This window comes from Streptomyces sp. NPDC007983 (genome assembly GCF_042958345.1).
Taxonomy (GTDB): domain Bacteria; phylum Actinomycetota; class Actinomycetes; order Streptomycetales; family Streptomycetaceae; genus Streptomyces.
Map to the genome: position 1 here is coordinate 595,468 of NZ_JBIBJI010000003.1, position 16,623 is coordinate 612,090.

The following is a 16,623-nucleotide window of genomic DNA, read 5'->3' on the forward strand; positions in this document are numbered from 1 at the left end:
ACAGGGCGGTGGCAGGCGGCCAGCCTGTGGGGTGTGAACGATTCTTCCGAAGCGCTCGTCGAACGGTATCTGCTGGCCGGCGCCGAGTTCGAGCAGCGGTTGCGGGCCGTGAGGGCCGAGCAGTGGGCCTGGCCGACGCCCTGCACGGAGTGGAACGTACGCAACCTGGTCAATCACATGGCCCGGGGCAACCTCGGCTACACAGGACTGCTGAACGGTGACACCGGCGAGGACTTCCTGCGCCGGCGGGACGCCGACGCCCTGGGCGCCGACCCGGTCGGCGCGTACGTTCGGTCCATGCGGGATTGCGCCGCGGCCTTCGCCCGGCCGGGTGCCTTGGAACGTGTTCTCGACTACCCCCTGGGCCGGATTACCGGTCGACAGGCCCTCGCCGTGCGCACCACCGACAGCGTGATCCACACCTGGGATCTCGCACGCGCCCTGGGCGCGGACGACCGACTGCATCCGGATCTCGTGGAGTGGATCGACGACCATCTGGAGGAGATCTACGCCGGACTGCCCGAGACTCCCACCGCCGCCCGGACGACCCATCGGTTCTTCGCGCCGCCCGTGGCCCCTCTCCGTCACGACGCCGCTCGCCAGAACCGGTTGTTGCGCCGGATGGGCAGGGACCCGAGGGAAAGGAACACTACCGGCCCCGGACGCGCTTGAGCTTGGTCCAGCCCGTCCAGCCCCGTTCCCTCAGCAGCTCTATCAGTCGGCGGGCCGGGGGCACGGTGTCGTACGCCAGGGTGTCCATCAGCGCCACGAGCGGGGGCTCGAGATCGGCGTCGTCGACGTAGTGTTCGCCCCGCTCGTCGGCCAGTTGCGTGAAGTAGCCGGCCAGGCCGTCGGCCAGGTCGGTCAGGCGTGGATCGTCGGCGGTGTGGTCGAGGGCCTGGCTCAGGGTCCGGTAGAAGCCGATGAACCGCGGGTCGGCGATCTGCGCCCGCTTGCGGGCCATCCACTCCGGGACGCGTTCGGGTGAGCGTGCGGCCAGGGGGATCCAGCCGTCTCGTTCGGCCTGGACGATCCGCTCGTCGATGCCGAGAGCACGGAGGTGGTCGAGGAAGGCGACCACCTCCTGGGGCAGTGCCAGGTTGTCTCCGGCGGCCAGGCGGGCGAGCTGGTCGCGGTGGCGTTGGCGCTCCTGGATCTCCTCGCGCAGCCGTTCGTCGATGTCCGTGACCGCCGCGGCGAAGTTCGCTTCGCCGGCCTGGAGGAGTTCGCGTACGCGCGCCAGCGGGACCCCGGCCCCGGCGAGGGTGCGGATCTTGATCAGCTCGACCACGGCGCCCGCGTCGTACCTGCGGTAGCCGGAGTGGTCCCGTTCCGGTTCCGGGAGCAGCCCCTTGGCGTGGTAGTGCCGCACCGCGCGCACCGTGACTCCGGCGTACGAGGCCAGTTCCCCGATGGTCAGCATCCCGGCAGGTTACGGATGATCTCCGCGATGTGCGGGGCGTGGGTGAAGACCAGGCGGTGGTCGGCGTCGAGCCAGGCCGTGGAGGTGTGCGGTCGTTCGCGTACGAGACGTTCGACGCCCGCGCGCCAGAGCTGGTTATGGCGTGGCGCACGGCCCTCGGTGCTGTCGCCGGCGATGTTGGTCGACATGATCAGGCTGATGGGGTGGTCGATCTTCCGGTAGCGGTCGAGGATCGCCGATCGCACCACGTCGATTTCCAGGTTCAGGTCGTGGATGTCTTGTGCGGTGAGCAGCACCGGTTGCGCCAGGTCGTCCGCCAGGGAGCGGAATTCCGCCAGGTCGGCATCGGTGATGAACGGTTCGGGCAGCGGGTTCGCGCCGTCGATGAGGACGAGCCCCGCGACGGCGCCGGGGCGCTCGGAGGCGTAGTGCACGGCCAGGTCCGCGCCCAGCGAGTAGCCCACGAGCAGGGGCGCCGTGGGCAGGTCGAGCGCCGTCAGTACGGCGACCAGGTCGCTCAGGAACGCGTCGAACGAGTACCGGTCGGAGGCCGAGGCGAGGCCGTGGCCCCTGAGGTCGAAGGTGACCACCTCGTAGTCGCGCCGAAGAAGCGCGGTCAGCTCGTGCAGGTCGGCCTGGGTCGAGATCAGTCCGGGGCACAGGACCAGCGGGCGTCCCCGGCCGCCGCGGGTTATCGGGATCGTGACGCCGTCGTGGTGGATCATTTTCGTCGTCATGCCGGTCATGCTGCGGGGCTGCCCCTGCGGCAGGGTCAAGGCGGGGGCGCCGTGAACCGTTCGGCGGCGTCCCAGAGTTCGCCCTCGCGCCGCGGATCGTACGACTCCTCCGACGACCGGGCCTCACGGCCGCGGTCGACGTAGGACCCGGTCGGCGCCCGGGTCGTACCGAGGGCGACGTCGGCGAGGTAGCGGCCCGCGGCGCCGCGGGTGGTGGCGAACGGGGTGAGGGTCATCGCGGGCAGGACGCGACGCATCGCGAAGCGGGAGACGGGGTCCGCGTTGCGGGCGAGGCCGGTGCCGGGGACGAATCCGGGGTTGTAGGCGACGACGTCGATTCCGGCCGGGAGGCGGCGCGCGTACTCGTGCACGAGGTAGATCGCGGCCAGCTTGCTCGTCGAGTACGCGGTGCGCCCGGCGGCGGTGGTGTCCGGCCTGGGGAAGGCGCCGGTACGGGCCAGCACGTCCGGGGACTTCCAGTCCGGGCCGGGCACCATGCCCAGGTTGTGTCGGAGGTCGCCGAAGTGGGTGTCGCTGACGGTGATCACGATCCGGGCGGGGGCGGCGAATCGTTCCTGAGGAAGGAAGCTGTCCTGAGAAAGGAAGCGGTCCTGAGAAAGGAAGCGGTCCTGAGGCAGGAAGCGGTCCTGGAGCAGGCGGACGAAGAGGTGGTTGGCGAGGACATTGACCGTGAAGGTGGACTCGAGGCCGTCGGGTCCCTCGGTCAGCGCGTTGGCGTACTGCACGCCCGCGTTGCCCACGAAGCCGCGCAGCGGCGGGAGTTCACCCTCGTCGAGCCGGGCGCGGATCTCGGTGGCGGCCGAGCGGACGCTCCGTAGCGAGCCGAGGTCCGCCGGGACGTACGAGACGGTACGCCCGCCCGTGGCGAGCCGTGAGCCGGACGAGCCGCGGGTGACGACGAGGAGGTGCGCGTCCGGCGACCGGCGCAGGATCTGCTCCGCGGCGACGCGGCCGATCCCGCGGCTCGCGCCGGTCATCACGATGGTGTGCTCCATGGAAGGCCCTTTCGTTGCTCCGCCTGTGGCCGTCCCCACGTTCGCCGCGACCATCGCCGTCGGCCAGTGCCGTGCCCGTCACTAGGACCGGCAGTACCCAGGCTGATGTGGCGCGGCGTGGCGAGAATGAGCCCATGGGTTTCTCGCGCTCCGACTTCGCCACACTCCTGCGCACCTGGCGCGACCGGCTCTCCCCGGCCGACGCGGGCTTCACCGTGACGGCCGACCGTCGTGCGCCGGGGCTGCGCCGTGAGGAGTTGGCGCAGCTGGCCGGGCTCTCGGTCGACTACGTGCTGCGGCTGGAGCAGGGACGCGCCAAGAACCCCTCGGCCCAGGTCGTCGGCGCCCTCGCCCGCGCCCTCCAGCTCTCCCGCGCCGAGCGCGACCAGCTGTACCGGAGCGCCGGGCTCCTGCCGCCGCAGGACGGGACGGTCAGCACCCATGTGCCCGCCGGAATCCAACGGCTCGCCGGGCGGCTGGGCGACGTCCCGATCGGGGTGTTCGCCGCCGACTGGACCCTGGTGTGGTGGAACGCCACGTGGTGCGCCCTGCACGGCGACCCCACCGCGCTCCCGCCCTCCGAACGCAACCTCGCCCGTGCCCTGTTCGGCGGCGGCGCCGCGCACGCCGCGATGCGTCACGTCCAGCCCGAGCGCGGGCAGGACGCCTTCGAGGTGTCGATCGTCGCCGACCTCAAGGACGCCGTGTCCCGCTATCCCCGGGACGTCCAGCTCGGTCGTCTTGTGAAGGAACTGCGCGCCGGGTCCGACGCCTTCGCGCACCATTGGGCCGTGCGGACGGCCGCCATCCAGCACACCGCCGACCGGAAGACGATCCGGCATCCGGAGGTCGGCGACATCCTGCTCGACTGCGACGTCCTCATCGTCCCGGGTGCGGACCTGCGCATGGTGACCTACACGGCGGCGACGGGGAGCAGCCACGCGGCGAAGCTCGACCTTCTGCGCGTCATGGGTGGCCGTACGACCAGCGCGCTCCCCTGACCTGCGCCGGTTCCGCGCGCCGACGTGTGGAGCAGGTGCTCAAGCTGTGCGTGCAGCAGTGCCGGGACGCCGGCCACACCTGGCAGGAGATCGGGGACCTGCCCGGCGTCACCCGCCAAGCCGCTTTCCAGCGGTTCGGCAAGCCCATCGACCCCCGGACCGGAGAACCCATGGACAAGACAGTGCGCATGGCCGACGCCGGAGGGTCTCTCCGGCCTCGTCCGAGGCAACCGGTAAATCTTCGGAAGTTTTCGTGATTCTTTCCGGAATGCTGTTGACTGTTGATGTGGGCAGCTCAAAACTGCGGGGCAAACGCCGCATGGTCTCCCCACCGGCCTCATGAGGGCGAGGAGGAATCACGCACATGACTGACGCACCCGCTCACGCACACCCGACAACCGGCAGACGCGGTCGCTTAGGCGCGCTCGGCCGGTTCAGGCTGCTCATCAGCAGCGCCTGTACGACGGTGCTGGTCACCGTGGCCGCGATGGCGCTGCCCGGCACCGCGCACGCCGACACGGTCATCACCACGAACCAGACCGGCACCAACAACGGCTACTACTACTCGTTCTGGACGGACTCGCAAGGCACCGTCTCCATGAACCTGGCCTCCGGTGGCAGCTACGGCACATCGTGGCGCAACACCGGGAACTTCGTCGCGGGCAAGGGCTGGAGCAACGGCGGACGCAGGAGCGTGACGTACTCGGGCACGTTCAACCCGTCCGGCAACGCCTACCTGGCGCTCTACGGGTGGACGTCGAACCCGCTGGTGGAGTACTACATCGTCGACAACTGGGGCACGTACCGGCCCACGGGGACGTACAAGGGCACCGTCACCAGCGACGGCGGGACGTACGACATCTACAAGACGACGCGGTACAACGCACCGTCCGTCGAAGGCACACGCACCTTCGACCAGTACTGGAGCGTGCGGCAGTCGAAGCGGACGGGCGGGACGATCACGGCCGGCAACCACTTCGACGCCTGGGCCCGCGCCGGGATGCCGCTGGGCAGCTTCAAGTACTACATGATCCTCGCGACCGAGGGCTATCGGAGCAGCGGCAGCTCCAACATCACCGTGGGCGGTGGCTGATGAGGACCGGAACGCGTCGCCCGTTACGTCCCCTGGTCGTGAGGCTGGCCGTCGTCGCGACCGCCGCCGCGGGCACCCTCAGCGTCCACGCCGCCACCCCGGCGCAGGCCGGGGCGGCGGCCTGCAGCGGGTACGTCGGGCTCACCTTCGACGACGGCCCGTCCGGCAGCACCTCCGCCCTGCTCAACGCGCTCAGGCAGAACGGGCTGCGGGCCACGATGTTCAACGAGGGCCAGTACGCCGCCGCCAACCCGTCCCAGGTGCGGGCCCAGGTCGCCGCGGGCATGTGGGTCGCCAACCACAGCTACACCCATCCGCATCTGACCCAGCTCGGTCAGGCGCAGATCGACTCGGAGATCTCCCGGACCCAAACCGCCATCGCGAACGCGGGCGGCGGCACGCCGAAGCTGTTCCGGCCGCCGTACGGCGAGACCAACGCGACGGTGAAGTCGGTCGCGGCCAAGTACGGCCTGACCCAGATCATCTGGGACGTCGACTCGCAGGACTGGAACAACGCCAGTACGGACGCGATCGTGCAGGCCGCGGCCCGGCTCACCAACGGCCAGATCATCCTCATGCACGACTGGCCCGCCAACACGCGCGCCGCGATTCCCCGGATCGCGCAGGGGCTGGCCAGTCGCGGCCTGTGCGCCGGGATGATCTCACCGCAGACCGGCCGCGCCGTGGCCCCGGCCTGACAGCGACATCACGCGTGCAGCGCGGCGATCAGGCCTTGGTCACGTCCTCGGTCGTCGCGGTGCCGCCCCCAGGACGCCGAAAGCGGCGCCACCGGGTGAATTCGGTGACGCCGCCATTTCTTTCAGGGCTCGGCGGTCAGTCCCTGATCTCTGAACCGACGCGGAGAATCCCCACCGCGCCGCCCTGCGTGCCAGGACACTTCCGCTTCGAGGTCTTGCCGTTCGAGACCCAGGGGCCGTAGAAGGTGACCTCCACGCCGCGGGAGTCCACGCAGATGATTTTCACCCGGTGCGCGCCGAGGTGGCCCAGGCCCGAGCAGTACGAATAGCCGGTGGTGCCGCCCCTTGCCCACGCATTGCAGTCGGCGGAGCGGGTCGAGACATCGCCACCGTCATTCGCCATGGCGTTCGGCGTGATGAGACTGGCGCTCATGGCCAGTCCGGCGATGGTGAGGAAAGACTTCTTTCGATTCATGCCAGTGTCCCCTGATGTGCGAAAGCCGGTGGTGATGGGCGTTCGGTCGTGGCTCAGAAGAGTTCGACCTGGTAGCCCGCCTTGTAGACGCCCACCGCACCGCCCTGCGTACCGGGGCACTTGCGCTTGGACCACTCACCGCTCTTTCCCGACTTCCACGGGCCGTAGAAGACGGCCTTCACACCCCGGCTGTCGATGCAGGTGACCTTTGCTCGATACCGGTCGAGCTTCGCCAGGTCGGCGCACTTGGCATACCCGGTGGTGCTCGTATTCTTCGAGGTGCAGACGTACTTGACGCTCACGTCGTCGTCCGCGGCAGCGGCGGCGGGCGCGAGCATGGCACCTGTGGCCATGACGGCAGCGGCGAGGGCCGCGATGGAGCCGACTTTGCTCCTCATTCAGAATCCCCCGTTTTCATTTTTTCAGGCTGAGCCTGTTGCGGTCGCGGAACTTTCTACCCGCGCCTGTTCGCCGGACGCAAGGGGTTTGCGCCACTCAATCCCGGGGAACGCCGGACTCCCGCCATATCGGACGAAGTCATGCCTTTGCGCTTCAGTGCCCTCGTGGGCACACAACCGCCACCATCAAGGACCAAGCGGAATTGCCTTGCCGAGACCCTGACTTCGCCCATGACGTCTGCTAGCTTTCCCGCCAAGCACGATCACTTCGATCAGGCTCAAACGGGGAGCAATTTTGAAGTTCAAGACCATCGGCGTGGCTGTCGTCGCGTCACTCGCGGTATTCGGGGGAACTCAATCGGCATCCGCTGCCGACTGGCTCACCGCAAAGGCACCCACGTACAAATCCGGGAAGGTCACCGCGAAGGCGACCATGCTCGGCCCGCAGCCCGCGGGCACGAAACTGTGCGTATCCCTCCTGGTGGCCCACCCCTACTACCCCGACATCGAGGTGGCCAACAAGTGCAAGACCACCCAGGCCGGGTCCGTGAGTGTCACCGTCAAGGTCGGCACGTGCGGTAAGTACTCGAGCTACGCCAGCGTCAAGCGGGCCGGCGCGGGGACGTCCGTTCGTAAGTCGAATCCCGCGATCTACTGCAAGTAGGCAGCAGCGGTCGGCAGGCCCCCGTCTCCGCGGGGCCTGCCGCCGTGCGCCCCCGGCGTCGGAGGTCCGGCGTATCGTCAGGCCGCCGCCTTGGCGATGATGCCGTCCATCTCCTCTCGGCCGAAGGCGCGCAGGGTCGTGGTGCGGACGTTGCCCAAACTGCTGAGCTGCAAGGATGCCGCGGTGGCGGTTTCGTCGTCGGGTGCCTCGATGGTGTAGACGACGTCGTACGGGCCGACGGTCCAGAAGAAGTCGAGGAGCTTCACCCCTTGCTTGTCCAGCGCCGCCTTGAACGCCTCGTAGCGCTTCGAGGTGTCCCGGTAGGCGCGGACTCCCTGCTCGGTCCAGTTCAGTAGCACGACGAACTTCGGCATGACCTTCACCTCCACGAAGGGGCACATCGCAAGGTCAATCGTCGACGTCAGGCGCGCCGCCCGCCCGAGGTGCGCAGCCATTCGGGTGGTACGCCGGGGCGCCCGCCGCCACCTCCGGCCAGACCGTCTCTTCCGGACCCGCCGGATTCTCGTACGCGGGGGTCCGGTGGGCCGCGAACTCCCCCTGAAAGGGAGGCCAGGTGTCCGACATCGAAGGGCTCGCCGACAGAATCCCGGACGCGTACGTCGAGCTCTGCTCCGTGGGCCTTCCAGTGGTTCCCGGTGGTCACCGGCCGGCCAGACCTCGCCTGACGCAGAACGAAGTCATCTGGGAAGGCCCTGATGAATCGGGCACCTGGCAATGCCGGGTCGGTGCTTACCCCGGGCCGATCAGCGGCACCTCCACCTGAGCTGGTCAGCCGATGGGGTTGACGAAGGTGCCGGGGTGGGTGGCGCCGCGCTGGTCGACGAGGCTGTCGTTCTCCCAGGGCCACTCGATCTTGAGGGACTCGGTCTCGTTGGGCGGAGTGATCTCGACCCAGGCCGGCTGGTAGAAGCCCTCTTCCTCCTTGGTGAAGGCGAGGTTCAGGGTGAACTCGGTGCTCTGGCCGGCCTCCACCTCCACGGGGCTCCCCTTCTGCGAGGACCGGGGCAGGGACCAGCGCTCACCGCCGTTGATCGAGGTCAGGTCCACACCGGGGAAGCCGCTGAGCTTGCAGGAGCTGGTGCCCTTGTTCATCAGGACGATGGTGGCGGTCGTCGCGCCGTCCGCGCCCGCGTCCGGGACCGGGAGCGCGTCCTCGCCCGTGGCGAAGGCGGCTTCCAGGTTTTCGGTGCGGCAGCGCTCGACGCCCGCGTGCGCCCTGCCGCTGCCTTCGGCGGCGCCCTGCCCGCTGCCCGACTGCTCCTCCGTGGCGCCCGCCTCCGAGCCCTCCTCGGCCTTGGTGTCGGAACCCTGCGCACCGCCGGAGGAATCCGAGGAACTGCCGGACCCCGCCGGGGCCGTGTCGGCCTGGCCCGCGGACTTCGTGCCGCCGGTCTCCGAGCCGTTGCAGGCCGTCAGGGTCAGGGCGGCGGCCGCGGTCAGGGCCGCGGCGGCGACGCGGAGGGTGCGACGGCGGGCAGTGCGGGCAGTGGTGTTGGAGCGCATTTTCGGGTCCCCCGGAGAGGTCGGTGTCGTGGTCCGTTCGGTACGACAACAACTCTCGCCGGGGCCACTACCGCACCACTGCCGCCCCGCTAACTTCCGGCTAACACGACTGTGACCAGGGAACGGACGCCAAGGGGACCCCTCAGCGAGTGACCATCACGCTCACTTCCATGGCGCCCTTGTTGTCGTCCAGGCAGGTGTCGGCGTCGTTGATGCGCAGCTCCAGGGTGCCCGCGCGGGCGGCCCGGAACGTCCACTCGCGGCCCACGCGGTGGCTCGGGAGGCTCTTGGGGTTCCCGGAGAAGCGGCCCAGGAGGGTGGCGAACCGGGACTTGGAGTCGACCTTGCAGCTCCAGGCGCCCCGCAGGGATTCGTCGGCGGCGGCTGTATGCCCCAGGGGGCCCACCTCCGGCAGGAAGCCGGAGTCCACCGTCCAGGTGCCGGTGGAGTAGCGCACCGTCACCGCGTCGCCCTTGCGGAGCGGGGTCCGCGTCGCGCGCTGCCAGCCCTCGGACGACTGGACGCTCAGCTTCGTGGTCGTGGTGACCGGGGCGGCCGGAGCGGCCGAGGTGGGCTGATCGGCCGACGCGGCGCTCCCGGAGCCGAACGGGGGCGCGTCCGTCACCACCAGGAAGACCCCGGTGACCAGGGCGGACACCAGCCCCGCCGCCACCGGCCACCACCACCTCACCCTGCGGCGCGGGGGCGCCGAGGCGGGTATGCGGTCCACGACGGTCGGCTCCGCGCCGACGAGGGTCGGCTCCGCGCCCAGGGCGCGCATGCTCGTCTGCGTCGCGGCCTCCGCCAGGGGCTGGGGCACCCGTACCGTCGCGGCGCGGATGCCCGCGTCGCCGGTGGGCGCCGGGACGGCCGGGCCGGAGTCGGAACCGTCCACGACGCTCCGCAGCGCCTCGCGCACCTCGGCCACGGAGGGCCGCTGGTCCGGGGACTTGTGCAGCAGTGCCTCGACGACGGGCCGCAGCGGGCCGACCCGGTCCGGGATGTTCGGTTCCGCGAAGGTGACCGCGTGCAGCGCGGCGGCCTGGGTGGTGCGGTGGAACGGCGCCACCCCGGAGGCGACGGCGGACAGGGTCGCGCCCAGGGCCCACAGGTCGGACGGCGGGCCGACCTCGTCGGCGGTCAGCTGCTCGGGGGCCATGTAGCCGATGGAGCCGAGGAGTTCACCGGCCGTGGTGAGCGAATCGTCGCCTTCGAGTGCGGCGATGCCGAAGTCGGTGAGGACGGCGCTGCCGTCCGGGCGCAGCAGGACGTTGGCGGGTTTGATGTCGCGGTGCAGCGCCCCGACCGCGTGCACGGCCTCCAGCGCGCTGAGCAGCTGGAGGCCGAGGGCGGCGGTCTGTTGCGGCGACAGCGGACCGGAGGCGGCGAGGTGGCGGTCCAGCGACGGGCCGTCGATCAGCTCCATCGTGATCCACAACCGGCCGTCGTACTCGACCAGATCGTGCACCCCGATCACATGGGGGTGGTGCACCCGGGCGACGGTGCGCGCCTCCCGCACCGCCCGGCGCAGCCGCCTGCGGTGCTCGTCGCCGTCGCTGTGGACGTGTAACTCCTTGACGGCGACCTCGCGCTCCAGCACCCGGTCCCGGGCACGCCAGACGGTGCCCATGCCGCCCCGGCCGAGCCGGTCCAGGAGCAGATAGCGTTCGGCGATCAGCCGTCCGTCCTCGGCGGATCTCACTCGGTCTCCCCTGTCTCTCCCCCCGGCCCCGGCCGTACGCGCGGGGAACGATGCGGCGAGCATAGCCGGACCGTTGTCGTACCCGTGGTGTTGACTGAGGGGGTGAGCGATCGGCCGGGCCGGGCGACAACAGCCCACCGGCACACCGGACTTCAGGGGACACAGCCATGACCACAGCCGAGCGGACTCCGCCTCCGCCCACGGTTCCGGACGCCGCCTGGCTGGAGGCCCGGTTCGGCGCGGGGTCCCTGTGGCGGCCGGACGAGGCCGACCTTCCGGCCGAGCTGGCCCACCAGGAGTCGCGGGAGTTCCTGACCACGGTCGGGTTCCCCGCCGTCGAGATCGGCCTCATCGGCTTCGACTCGACCCATCTGCGGGACCCCCAGCGACGTCACACCTTCGACGCCGACGAGGTGTACGGGAGGCGCCGCCCCGACGACCACTCCCCACCGGAGAACTTCTGCTTCTGCTTCTGCCTCCACTACGAGGACATGCTGATGCTCGACGCGGCGGCCGGCGACATCGATCACTACGACCCGAACGGCTGGGACCACGGGCAGGGCTACAAGGGCACGGTGGCCTCTTCACTGCACTCGCTGGCCGTTCTGCTCGGGCTGCTCGCCGAGCGGGCGGAGGCCATCGACGCGCTGGAGGACGAGGACGCCCGCGCCACGGCCGTCGAGGAGCTGCGCGAAAGGATGATCGCCTTCGACGCGTACGTGGAGGAGGCCCCGTTCTGGGATGAGGTGTTCGAGTATCTGGCGGATTGACCGGCGCTCATCGCGGGTCACGGGTGTTCAATGGATCACATGGCGGACGACAGCGGATGGAGCGTCGAGCTGAGCGGGGTCCCGGAGACCCTGCTGTGGAACCTGCACATGCGCGCGTACGAGGCGCGGCGGCCACGGCCGGTGCTGGCGGACCCCAAGGCCGTGGAGCTGGCCGACCGCATCGACTACCCCTTCGAGGAGACCTTCGGCCCGCCCGGTCCGCTGCTCGCGCAGGGGCATGCGCTGCGCGTGCGGACCTTCGACGACGCCGTACGGGACTTCCTCGCCGCCCACCCGGACGGCACCGTCGTCGCCCTCGCCGAGGGGCTGGAGACCCAGTACTGGCGGGTGGACAACGGACGGGCCCGCTGGCTGTGCGTCGAGCTGCCGGAGACCGCCGCGGTGCGGCGCGCCCTGCTGCCGGACGACGAACGGCGGCGCACCCTCGCCCGGTCGGCGCTCGACCTGTCGTGGCGGGAGGAGGTCGACCCCTCCCGCGGGGTGCTGATCACCGCGCAGGGGCTGCTGATGTATCTGCGGCCCACCGAGGTACGGGACCTGATCGCCGGGTGCGCGGAGGGGTTCCCGGGCGGGGCGCTGGTCTTCGACGCGGTGCCCCGCTGGTTCAGCGCGCGCACGATGCGCGGCGAGCTGCGCACCGCGCGGGGATACCGGCCGCCGCCCATGCCGTGGGGCATGGACGCGGGTGAGCTGGCGAAGGTCCGCAGCGCCCATCCGCGCGTGTCCGAGGTGCGGGAGCTGCCGCCGCCGCGCGGGCGGGGGCTGTACCACGGGGCGCTGGTGCCGGTGCTGCGGCGGCTGCCCGCCGTACGGAATCTGCGCCCCACGATGACCGCGATCGCCCGCTTCGGCTGAGTGGCTGGTTTCCTACCGATCTCCACTGATCACCGAGTCAGTCGCCACCTCATCACAGGGCTGAAATTCCGGCGCATAGCGGGTCAGAAGGGTGTATTCCACGCCCACGTCCATTGCGCTTATCTCAACACCTCCGTAGCGTGTCGGCCATGCGGCAAGAGTTCGACGTCGCGGCCCGCGTCCGTCAGGTGATCGACGAAGCGGGCTGCAGCCAGCGGGAGTTCGCGCGGCGTGTGGTGATGGACCCCTCCAAGCTGTCCCGCTCGCTCGGCGGCACCCGCCGTTTCACCGTCGCCGAACTGGCCCGCATCGCCGACGCGGGCCGGGTCGACGCCGGGTGGCTGCTCGGCACCGCCGGCCCCGGCGAGCCCGCCGCCGGCGCCCCCGAACCGGCCGCCCGCCCCTCACCCCCCGAGGGCGGGCGGCCCCTCCAGATCGTGCGCGAGACGGTCCGGCTCATCGCCGAGCACGGCTTCCACTCCGTACGCGTCGCCGACATCGCCGCCGCCTGCGACACCAGCACCGCCGCCATCCACTACCACTTCCCCGGCCGGGCCGAATTACTGGAAGCCGCCGTGCGCTGGTGCATGGACGAGGACACCATGCGCCGCGCCGCCCGCCTCGCCGAGGCCGACGACGCCCTCGAGGAGCTGCGTCAGCTCATCGACCTCCAGGTCCCGGACAGCACCCAGCAGCGCCACCAGTGGCTGGTGTGGATGGACCTGTGGGCCGAGGCCGCGCGCTCGACCGCCATCGGGCAACTGCACGCCGCGTTCTACCGGGAGTGGCGGCGGACCATCGCCGAGGTGATCCGGCGCGGCATCGCCCAGGGCGTCTTCCGCGACGTGGACCCGGAGTTCGGCGCCCTGCGGCTCACCGCGCTGATCGACGGATTCGCCACCCAGGTGGTCGCCACCGCGCCCGCCGAGGGCGGTACGAGCGCGGACCACATGCGCGCCGCCTGCCTCGCCTACGTCGACACGGAGCTGTCCGCACAGCCCCCTCACCGTCCCGACGAAACCCGTTCATCCCCGTTCCCGTAGCTACGGAGCAGTCGCAGAAGACGGAGAAACCCCATGCCCATGAACGACAGCGTCATCATCACCTGCGCCCTCACCGGGGCCGGTGACACCGTGGGCCGCAGCCCCCACGTCCCCGTCACCCCCGAGCAGATAGCCCGCTCCGCCGTCGAGGCCGCGGAGGCCGGGGCGGCCGTGGTCCACATCCACGTACGCGACCCCGAGACCGGCGCCCCCTCCCGCGATCCGCGGCTGTACCGCGAGGTCGTGGAGCGGGTGAAGGAGACCGGCACCGACGTCGTCATCAACCTCACCGCGGGCATGGGCGGCGACCTCGTCATCGACCCCGAGGAACCGCTCACCCACCTCCCCGGCACCGACCTGGTCAGCGGCCTGGACCGGCTCCCGCACGTCGAGGACCTGCTCCCCGACATCTGCACCCTGGACTGCGGCTCGCTCAACTTCGGCGACGGCAGCAACCTCTACGTCTCCACTCCCGACATGCTGCGCACCGGCGCCAAGCGCATCCAGGAGCTGGGCGTCCGCCCGGAGCTGGAGATCTTCGACACCGGGCAGCTGTGGTTCGCCAAGCAGCTGCTGGCCGAGGGGCTGCTCGACGACCCGACCGTCTTCCAGCTGTGCATGGGCATCCCGTGGGGCGCCCCCGCCGAGCCGGGCGTCCTCAAGGCGATGGTCGACATCCTGCCCGAGGGCGCTCAGTGGGCCAGCTTCGCGCTGGGCCGCATGCAGATGCCGTGGGTCGCCCAGTCCATCCTGCTCGGCGGCAACGTACGGGTCGGGCTCGAGGACAACCTCTACCTCAGCCGGGGTGTCAAGGCCACCAACGGCCAGCTGGTCGAGCGCGCCGTCCAGATCACCGAGCTGCTGGGCGCCACCGTCGCCACGCCCGACGAGGCCCGGCAGCGCCTGGGCCTCAAGCCGCGCTCGTAACCCCTCCCGGTCTGCGTCACCCCTCCTCACCCCCTTAGGACCCCCATGCCCTCACCCCCCTGCGCCCCCGACCGTGTCCGCCGCGTCGCCTGTATCGGCGCGGGCGTCATCGGCGGCGGCTGGGTCGCCCACTACCTCGCCCGCGGCTACGACGTCACCGCCTGGGACCCGGCGCCGGACGCCGAGGTGAAGCTGCGCCGCCTCGTCGACGCCGCCTGGCCGGCACTGGAGCAGATCGGCCTCGCCGAGGGCGCCTCACCGGACCGTCTCACCCTCGCCCCGACCCTCGAAGAGGCCGTCGCCGAGGCGGAGTTCGTCCAGGAGAGCGCCCCCGAGAAGCTGGAGCTGAAGCGGAGCCTGCTGGCCCAGCTGGACGCGGCGGCCCCGGCGGGCGTCGTCATCGCGTCCTCCACCTCCGGCTATCCGATGACCGACATGCAGACCGAGGCCACCGACCCCGGCCGCCTCCTCGTCGGCCACCCGTTCAACCCGCCGTATCTGATCCCGCTGGTCGAGGTCGTCGGCGGGGAGAAGACCGACCCGGCCGCCGTGGAATGGGCCTCCGCCTTCTACAAGGCGGCCGCCAAGTCCGTCATCACCATGGACCGCGAACTGCCCGGCTTCATCGCCAACCGCCTCCAGGAGGCGCTGTGGCGCGAGGCCCTGCACATGGTCGCGAACGGTGAGGCCACCGTGAAGGACATCGACGACTCGATCACCGAAGGACCCGGTCTGCGCTGGGCCTTCATGGGCCCGTGCCTGACGTTCGCCCTGGCGGGAGGCGAGGGCGGCATGGGGCATATGCTCGATCACTTCGGACCGTCACTGAAATCGCCATGGACGCGTCTCGAAGCCCCTGAGCTGGACGACTCGTTGCGTACGGCCATGGTCGACGGATGTGACGAGGCGGCGGCCGGGCGGACTATCGCCCAGCTCGTCGCGGAAAGGGACCAGGGCGTGATCAACGTCCTGCGGGCGACCGGCCGGTTGCCCGAGCAGCGCAACGAGGGAGGCGACAAGTGAGCGACCAGCTCCCCCACTACCACCAGACCGTGCGACCGGAATGGATCGACTACAACGGTCATATGAGCGAGGCGTTCTACGTCCTCGTCTTCGGACACAGCACGGACGAGATGATGGTCGAGACCGGTCTCGACTCCGGATACCGGGTGAAGACCGGCTGCTCCCTCTACACCGTCGAGACGCACCTACGCTATCTCCACGAAGTCGAGGAAGGCGCCGAGCTGACCATCCGCACCCGGGTGCTGGGTGTGGACGAGAAGAAGGTGCGGTTCTCCCACGAGATGTACGTGGGCGAGCCGGAGGGCGGCGAGCCCGTGGCCACCACCGAACTGCTCGCCCTCCACATCGACCAGAAGGAGGGCCGCGCGGCGCCCTTCCCCGAGGAGATCCGCGAGCGGCTCACCTCCCTGATCGAAGAGGCCCCCAAGTGGGCGGGCCGCTCCATCGGCCCGGTGCCGGCGGCCGCCTAGGCGCGGCGCACGCAGAGACGAGGGGGTCACCGGGCCGTGCGGCCCGGTGACCCCCTCGACGCGTTCAGGCCGTCGCGTAGATGTCCCGGTGGAGCGACGTGCCCGACCCGATGATCAGCACATGCCGCGTCGCCATACGTGGCGGCCGCCGGGGCCGGTCAACTCGCCCCGGCCAGGGCGTTGTCGAGCAGGATCTCCGCCGCCGCCCGGGCATGCCGACCGTAATCCGCCTGGTCCAGCACCATCGCGCGACTGGCCGCCCCGTCCGCGAGCGTGACGAGCTGCTCGGCGAGAGCGGCGGGTTCGCGGCAGCCCAGCTCCGTCGTCAGCGCCGTGACCAGCCGCACCATCAGCAGCTTCTGCTCGCGGGCGTGGGCATGCACCGCACTGTGCGGGTCGGGGAACTCCACCGCCGCGTCGATGAACGGGCACCCCCGCACCGGACCCGCGTCCGGTCCGGGCTGGTCGAACAGCCGGAGAATCCGCTCCCGAGGGGCAAGGTCCTCACGGGCCAGCACGCTCTCCAGCGTGCTCCCCGACGCGCCGAGTTCCCGCAGGTGGGCGATCACCAGGTCGCTCTTGGTCCGGAAGTGGGCGTAGAGCGTGCGCTTGGACACCGGCGCCTCTTCCGCGACCTGCTCCATGCCGGTCGCGTTGATCCCCTGGCTCGCGAACAGCTGGGCCGCCGCGGCGAGGATGCGCTCGCGCGCGCCGCGCCCCCGCCGTTGCGTCGTCGTACCGGTCGCAGTCACCCACTAAGCATACGCCCGCGTTTACTTACGG

At 70.6% G+C, this 16,623-nt stretch carries 21 protein-coding genes; 12 read left to right on the forward strand and 9 right to left on the reverse strand.

Features of this window, described 5'->3' with window-relative positions; translation table 11 throughout:
- The first annotated feature begins 33 nt into the window (after nucleotides 1-33).
- The gene (locus tag ACFZCY_RS11830) at nucleotides 34-672 is read left to right on the forward strand and encodes a TIGR03086 family metal-binding protein (protein WP_391171468.1); all 639 of its coding nucleotides are present in this window, start codon (nucleotides 34-36) and stop codon (nucleotides 670-672) included.
- Here the strand turns inward: ACFZCY_RS11830 and ACFZCY_RS11835 are convergent.
- Genes ACFZCY_RS11835 through ACFZCY_RS11845 form a run of 3 tightly spaced genes read right to left on the reverse strand, consistent with a single transcriptional unit; the run spans nucleotide 650 to nucleotide 3,176 of the window.
- On the reverse strand, nucleotides 650-1,423 hold the full coding sequence (locus ACFZCY_RS11835) for a MerR family DNA-binding transcriptional regulator (RefSeq protein ID WP_391171470.1): 774 nt from the start codon (nucleotides 1,421-1,423) through the stop codon (nucleotides 650-652). The genes ACFZCY_RS11830 and ACFZCY_RS11835 overlap by 23 nt on opposite strands.
- Nucleotides 1,417-2,160: an alpha/beta fold hydrolase gene (locus tag ACFZCY_RS11840; protein ID WP_391171472.1), complete on the reverse strand. Its 744-nt coding sequence runs from the start codon at nucleotides 2,158-2,160 to the stop codon at nucleotides 1,417-1,419. The genes ACFZCY_RS11835 and ACFZCY_RS11840 overlap by 7 nt, the downstream gene beginning before the upstream one ends.
- Nucleotides 2,161-2,195: 35 nt before the next feature.
- On the reverse strand, nucleotides 2,196-3,176 hold the full coding sequence (locus ACFZCY_RS11845; RefSeq protein WP_391171474.1) for an SDR family NAD(P)-dependent oxidoreductase: 981 nt from the start codon (nucleotides 3,174-3,176) through the stop codon (nucleotides 2,196-2,198).
- 134 nt (nucleotides 3,177-3,310) lie between these two features.
- Between ACFZCY_RS11845 and ACFZCY_RS11850 the strand changes: the two genes are divergently transcribed.
- From ACFZCY_RS11850 to ACFZCY_RS11860, 3 genes are all read left to right on the forward strand, one after another.
- Nucleotides 3,311-4,177, forward strand: coding sequence for a helix-turn-helix domain-containing protein (locus ACFZCY_RS11850; protein WP_391171476.1), 867 nt, complete (start codon nucleotides 3,311-3,313; stop codon nucleotides 4,175-4,177).
- Between the two features lie 364 nt (nucleotides 4,178-4,541).
- Nucleotides 4,542-5,270 carry a glycoside hydrolase family 11 protein gene (locus ACFZCY_RS11855; RefSeq protein ID WP_391171478.1) on the forward strand — a complete coding sequence of 243 codons (729 nt, stop codon included), beginning with the start codon at nucleotides 4,542-4,544 and terminating at the stop codon, nucleotides 5,268-5,270.
- Complete coding sequence (locus ACFZCY_RS11860) at nucleotides 5,270-5,968, forward strand: polysaccharide deacetylase family protein (protein ID WP_391171480.1); 699 nt, start codon at nucleotides 5,270-5,272, stop codon at nucleotides 5,966-5,968. The genes ACFZCY_RS11855 and ACFZCY_RS11860 overlap by 1 nt, the downstream gene beginning before the upstream one ends.
- Nucleotides 5,969-6,104: 136 nt before the next feature.
- On the opposite strand, the gene ACFZCY_RS11865 is transcribed toward ACFZCY_RS11860, so the two are convergent.
- Both ACFZCY_RS11865 and ACFZCY_RS11870 read right to left on the reverse strand, forming a co-directional pair.
- Nucleotides 6,105-6,443, reverse strand: coding sequence for a hypothetical protein (locus ACFZCY_RS11865; RefSeq protein WP_391171482.1), 339 nt, complete (start codon nucleotides 6,441-6,443; stop codon nucleotides 6,105-6,107).
- A gap of 53 nt (nucleotides 6,444-6,496) precedes the next feature.
- Nucleotides 6,497-6,841: a hypothetical protein gene (locus tag ACFZCY_RS11870; RefSeq protein WP_391171484.1), complete on the reverse strand. Its 345-nt coding sequence runs from the start codon at nucleotides 6,839-6,841 to the stop codon at nucleotides 6,497-6,499.
- A gap of 295 nt (nucleotides 6,842-7,136) precedes the next feature.
- Between ACFZCY_RS11870 and ACFZCY_RS11875 the strand changes: the two genes are divergently transcribed.
- A complete protein-coding gene (locus ACFZCY_RS11875; protein ID WP_391171486.1) occupies nucleotides 7,137-7,505 on the forward strand; it encodes a hypothetical protein in 369 nt (122 codons plus the stop codon).
- A gap of 77 nt (nucleotides 7,506-7,582) precedes the next feature.
- On the opposite strand, the gene ACFZCY_RS11880 is transcribed toward ACFZCY_RS11875, so the two are convergent.
- Nucleotides 7,583-7,879 (reverse strand): GYD domain-containing protein, encoded by a 297-nt coding sequence (locus ACFZCY_RS11880; protein ID WP_391171488.1) that lies wholly within the window; start codon nucleotides 7,877-7,879, stop codon nucleotides 7,583-7,585.
- A 200-nt stretch (nucleotides 7,880-8,079) separates the two neighbouring features.
- Here ACFZCY_RS11880 and ACFZCY_RS11885 point away from each other — a divergent pair, with 200 nt between their 5' ends.
- The gene (locus ACFZCY_RS11885; RefSeq protein ID WP_391171490.1) at nucleotides 8,080-8,289 is read left to right on the forward strand and encodes a hypothetical protein; all 210 of its coding nucleotides are present in this window, start codon (nucleotides 8,080-8,082) and stop codon (nucleotides 8,287-8,289) included.
- Between the two features lie 5 nt (nucleotides 8,290-8,294).
- On the opposite strand, the gene ACFZCY_RS11890 is transcribed toward ACFZCY_RS11885, so the two are convergent.
- Both ACFZCY_RS11890 and ACFZCY_RS11895 read right to left on the reverse strand, forming a co-directional pair.
- A complete protein-coding gene (locus ACFZCY_RS11890) occupies nucleotides 8,295-9,029 on the reverse strand; it encodes a DUF4232 domain-containing protein (RefSeq protein WP_391171492.1) in 735 nt (244 codons plus the stop codon).
- A gap of 142 nt (nucleotides 9,030-9,171) precedes the next feature.
- Complete coding sequence (locus tag ACFZCY_RS11895; protein WP_391171494.1) at nucleotides 9,172-10,731, reverse strand: protein kinase; 1,560 nt, start codon at nucleotides 10,729-10,731, stop codon at nucleotides 9,172-9,174.
- Between the two features lie 167 nt (nucleotides 10,732-10,898).
- Between ACFZCY_RS11895 and ACFZCY_RS11900 the strand changes: the two genes are divergently transcribed.
- The 6 genes from ACFZCY_RS11900 to ACFZCY_RS11925 all read left to right on the forward strand — a co-directional run bounded on the left by ACFZCY_RS11900 (nucleotide 10,899) and on the right by ACFZCY_RS11925 (nucleotide 15,840).
- Nucleotides 10,899-11,501 (forward strand): SUKH-4 family immunity protein, encoded by a 603-nt coding sequence (locus ACFZCY_RS11900; RefSeq protein ID WP_391171496.1) that lies wholly within the window; start codon nucleotides 10,899-10,901, stop codon nucleotides 11,499-11,501.
- Between the two features lie 30 nt (nucleotides 11,502-11,531).
- Nucleotides 11,532-12,377, forward strand: a complete 846-nt coding sequence (locus ACFZCY_RS11905) for a class I SAM-dependent methyltransferase (protein ID WP_391171498.1) — start codon at nucleotides 11,532-11,534, stop codon at nucleotides 12,375-12,377.
- Between the two features lie 149 nt (nucleotides 12,378-12,526).
- Nucleotides 12,527-13,420 (forward strand): TetR family transcriptional regulator C-terminal domain-containing protein, encoded by an 894-nt coding sequence (locus ACFZCY_RS11910; RefSeq protein ID WP_391171500.1) that lies wholly within the window; start codon nucleotides 12,527-12,529, stop codon nucleotides 13,418-13,420.
- A gap of 33 nt (nucleotides 13,421-13,453) precedes the next feature.
- Entirely contained in the window at nucleotides 13,454-14,347 is an 894-nt protein-coding gene (locus ACFZCY_RS11915) for a 3-keto-5-aminohexanoate cleavage protein (protein WP_391171502.1), read from the forward strand.
- 45 nt (nucleotides 14,348-14,392) lie between these two features.
- Nucleotides 14,393-15,370, forward strand: coding sequence for a 3-hydroxyacyl-CoA dehydrogenase NAD-binding domain-containing protein (locus ACFZCY_RS11920; RefSeq protein WP_391171504.1), 978 nt, complete (start codon nucleotides 14,393-14,395; stop codon nucleotides 15,368-15,370).
- Nucleotides 15,367-15,840, forward strand: coding sequence for a thioesterase family protein (locus tag ACFZCY_RS11925; RefSeq protein WP_391171506.1), 474 nt, complete (start codon nucleotides 15,367-15,369; stop codon nucleotides 15,838-15,840). Before ACFZCY_RS11920 ends, ACFZCY_RS11925 begins: the two co-directional genes overlap by 4 nt.
- A 158-nt stretch (nucleotides 15,841-15,998) precedes the next feature.
- Here the strand turns inward: ACFZCY_RS11925 and ACFZCY_RS11930 are convergent, their stop codons facing one another.
- A complete protein-coding gene (locus ACFZCY_RS11930) occupies nucleotides 15,999-16,592 on the reverse strand; it encodes a TetR family transcriptional regulator (RefSeq protein WP_391171508.1) in 594 nt (197 codons plus the stop codon).
- Between the last annotated feature and the right edge of the window lie 31 nt (nucleotides 16,593-16,623).

Excerpts from the sequence above, each read along its gene's own strand:
- ACFZCY_RS11835 (WP_391171470.1), bottom strand. The coding sequence starts at position 1,423 with ATGCTGACCATCGGGGAACTGGCCTCGTACGCCGGAGTCACGGTGCGC.
- ACFZCY_RS11920 (WP_391171504.1), top strand. The coding sequence starts at position 14,393 with ATGCCCTCACCCCCCTGCGCCCCCGACCGTGTCCGCCGCGTCGCCTGT.
- ACFZCY_RS11840 (WP_391171472.1), bottom strand. The coding sequence starts at position 2,160 with ATGACGACGAAAATGATCCACCACGACGGCGTCACGATCCCGATAACC.
- ACFZCY_RS11910 (WP_391171500.1), top strand. The coding sequence starts at position 12,527 with ATGCGGCAAGAGTTCGACGTCGCGGCCCGCGTCCGTCAGGTGATCGAC.
- ACFZCY_RS11880 (WP_391171488.1), bottom strand. The coding sequence starts at position 7,879 with ATGCCGAAGTTCGTCGTGCTACTGAACTGGACCGAGCAGGGAGTCCGC.
- ACFZCY_RS11890 (WP_391171492.1), bottom strand. The coding sequence starts at position 9,029 with ATGCGCTCCAACACCACTGCCCGCACTGCCCGCCGTCGCACCCTCCGC.
- ACFZCY_RS11915 (WP_391171502.1), top strand. The coding sequence starts at position 13,454 with ATGCCCATGAACGACAGCGTCATCATCACCTGCGCCCTCACCGGGGCC.
- ACFZCY_RS11905 (WP_391171498.1), top strand. The coding sequence starts at position 11,532 with ATGGATCACATGGCGGACGACAGCGGATGGAGCGTCGAGCTGAGCGGG.
- ACFZCY_RS11845 (WP_391171474.1), bottom strand. The coding sequence starts at position 3,176 with ATGGAGCACACCATCGTGATGACCGGCGCGAGCCGCGGGATCGGCCGC.
- ACFZCY_RS11870 (WP_391171484.1), bottom strand. The coding sequence starts at position 6,841 with ATGAGGAGCAAAGTCGGCTCCATCGCGGCCCTCGCCGCTGCCGTCATG.
- ACFZCY_RS11850 (WP_391171476.1), top strand. The coding sequence starts at position 3,311 with ATGGGTTTCTCGCGCTCCGACTTCGCCACACTCCTGCGCACCTGGCGC.
- ACFZCY_RS11855 (WP_391171478.1), top strand. The coding sequence starts at position 4,542 with ATGACTGACGCACCCGCTCACGCACACCCGACAACCGGCAGACGCGGT.
- ACFZCY_RS11860 (WP_391171480.1), top strand. The coding sequence starts at position 5,270 with ATGAGGACCGGAACGCGTCGCCCGTTACGTCCCCTGGTCGTGAGGCTG.
- ACFZCY_RS11865 (WP_391171482.1), bottom strand. The coding sequence starts at position 6,443 with ATGAATCGAAAGAAGTCTTTCCTCACCATCGCCGGACTGGCCATGAGC.
- ACFZCY_RS11900 (WP_391171496.1), top strand. The coding sequence starts at position 10,899 with ATGACCACAGCCGAGCGGACTCCGCCTCCGCCCACGGTTCCGGACGCC.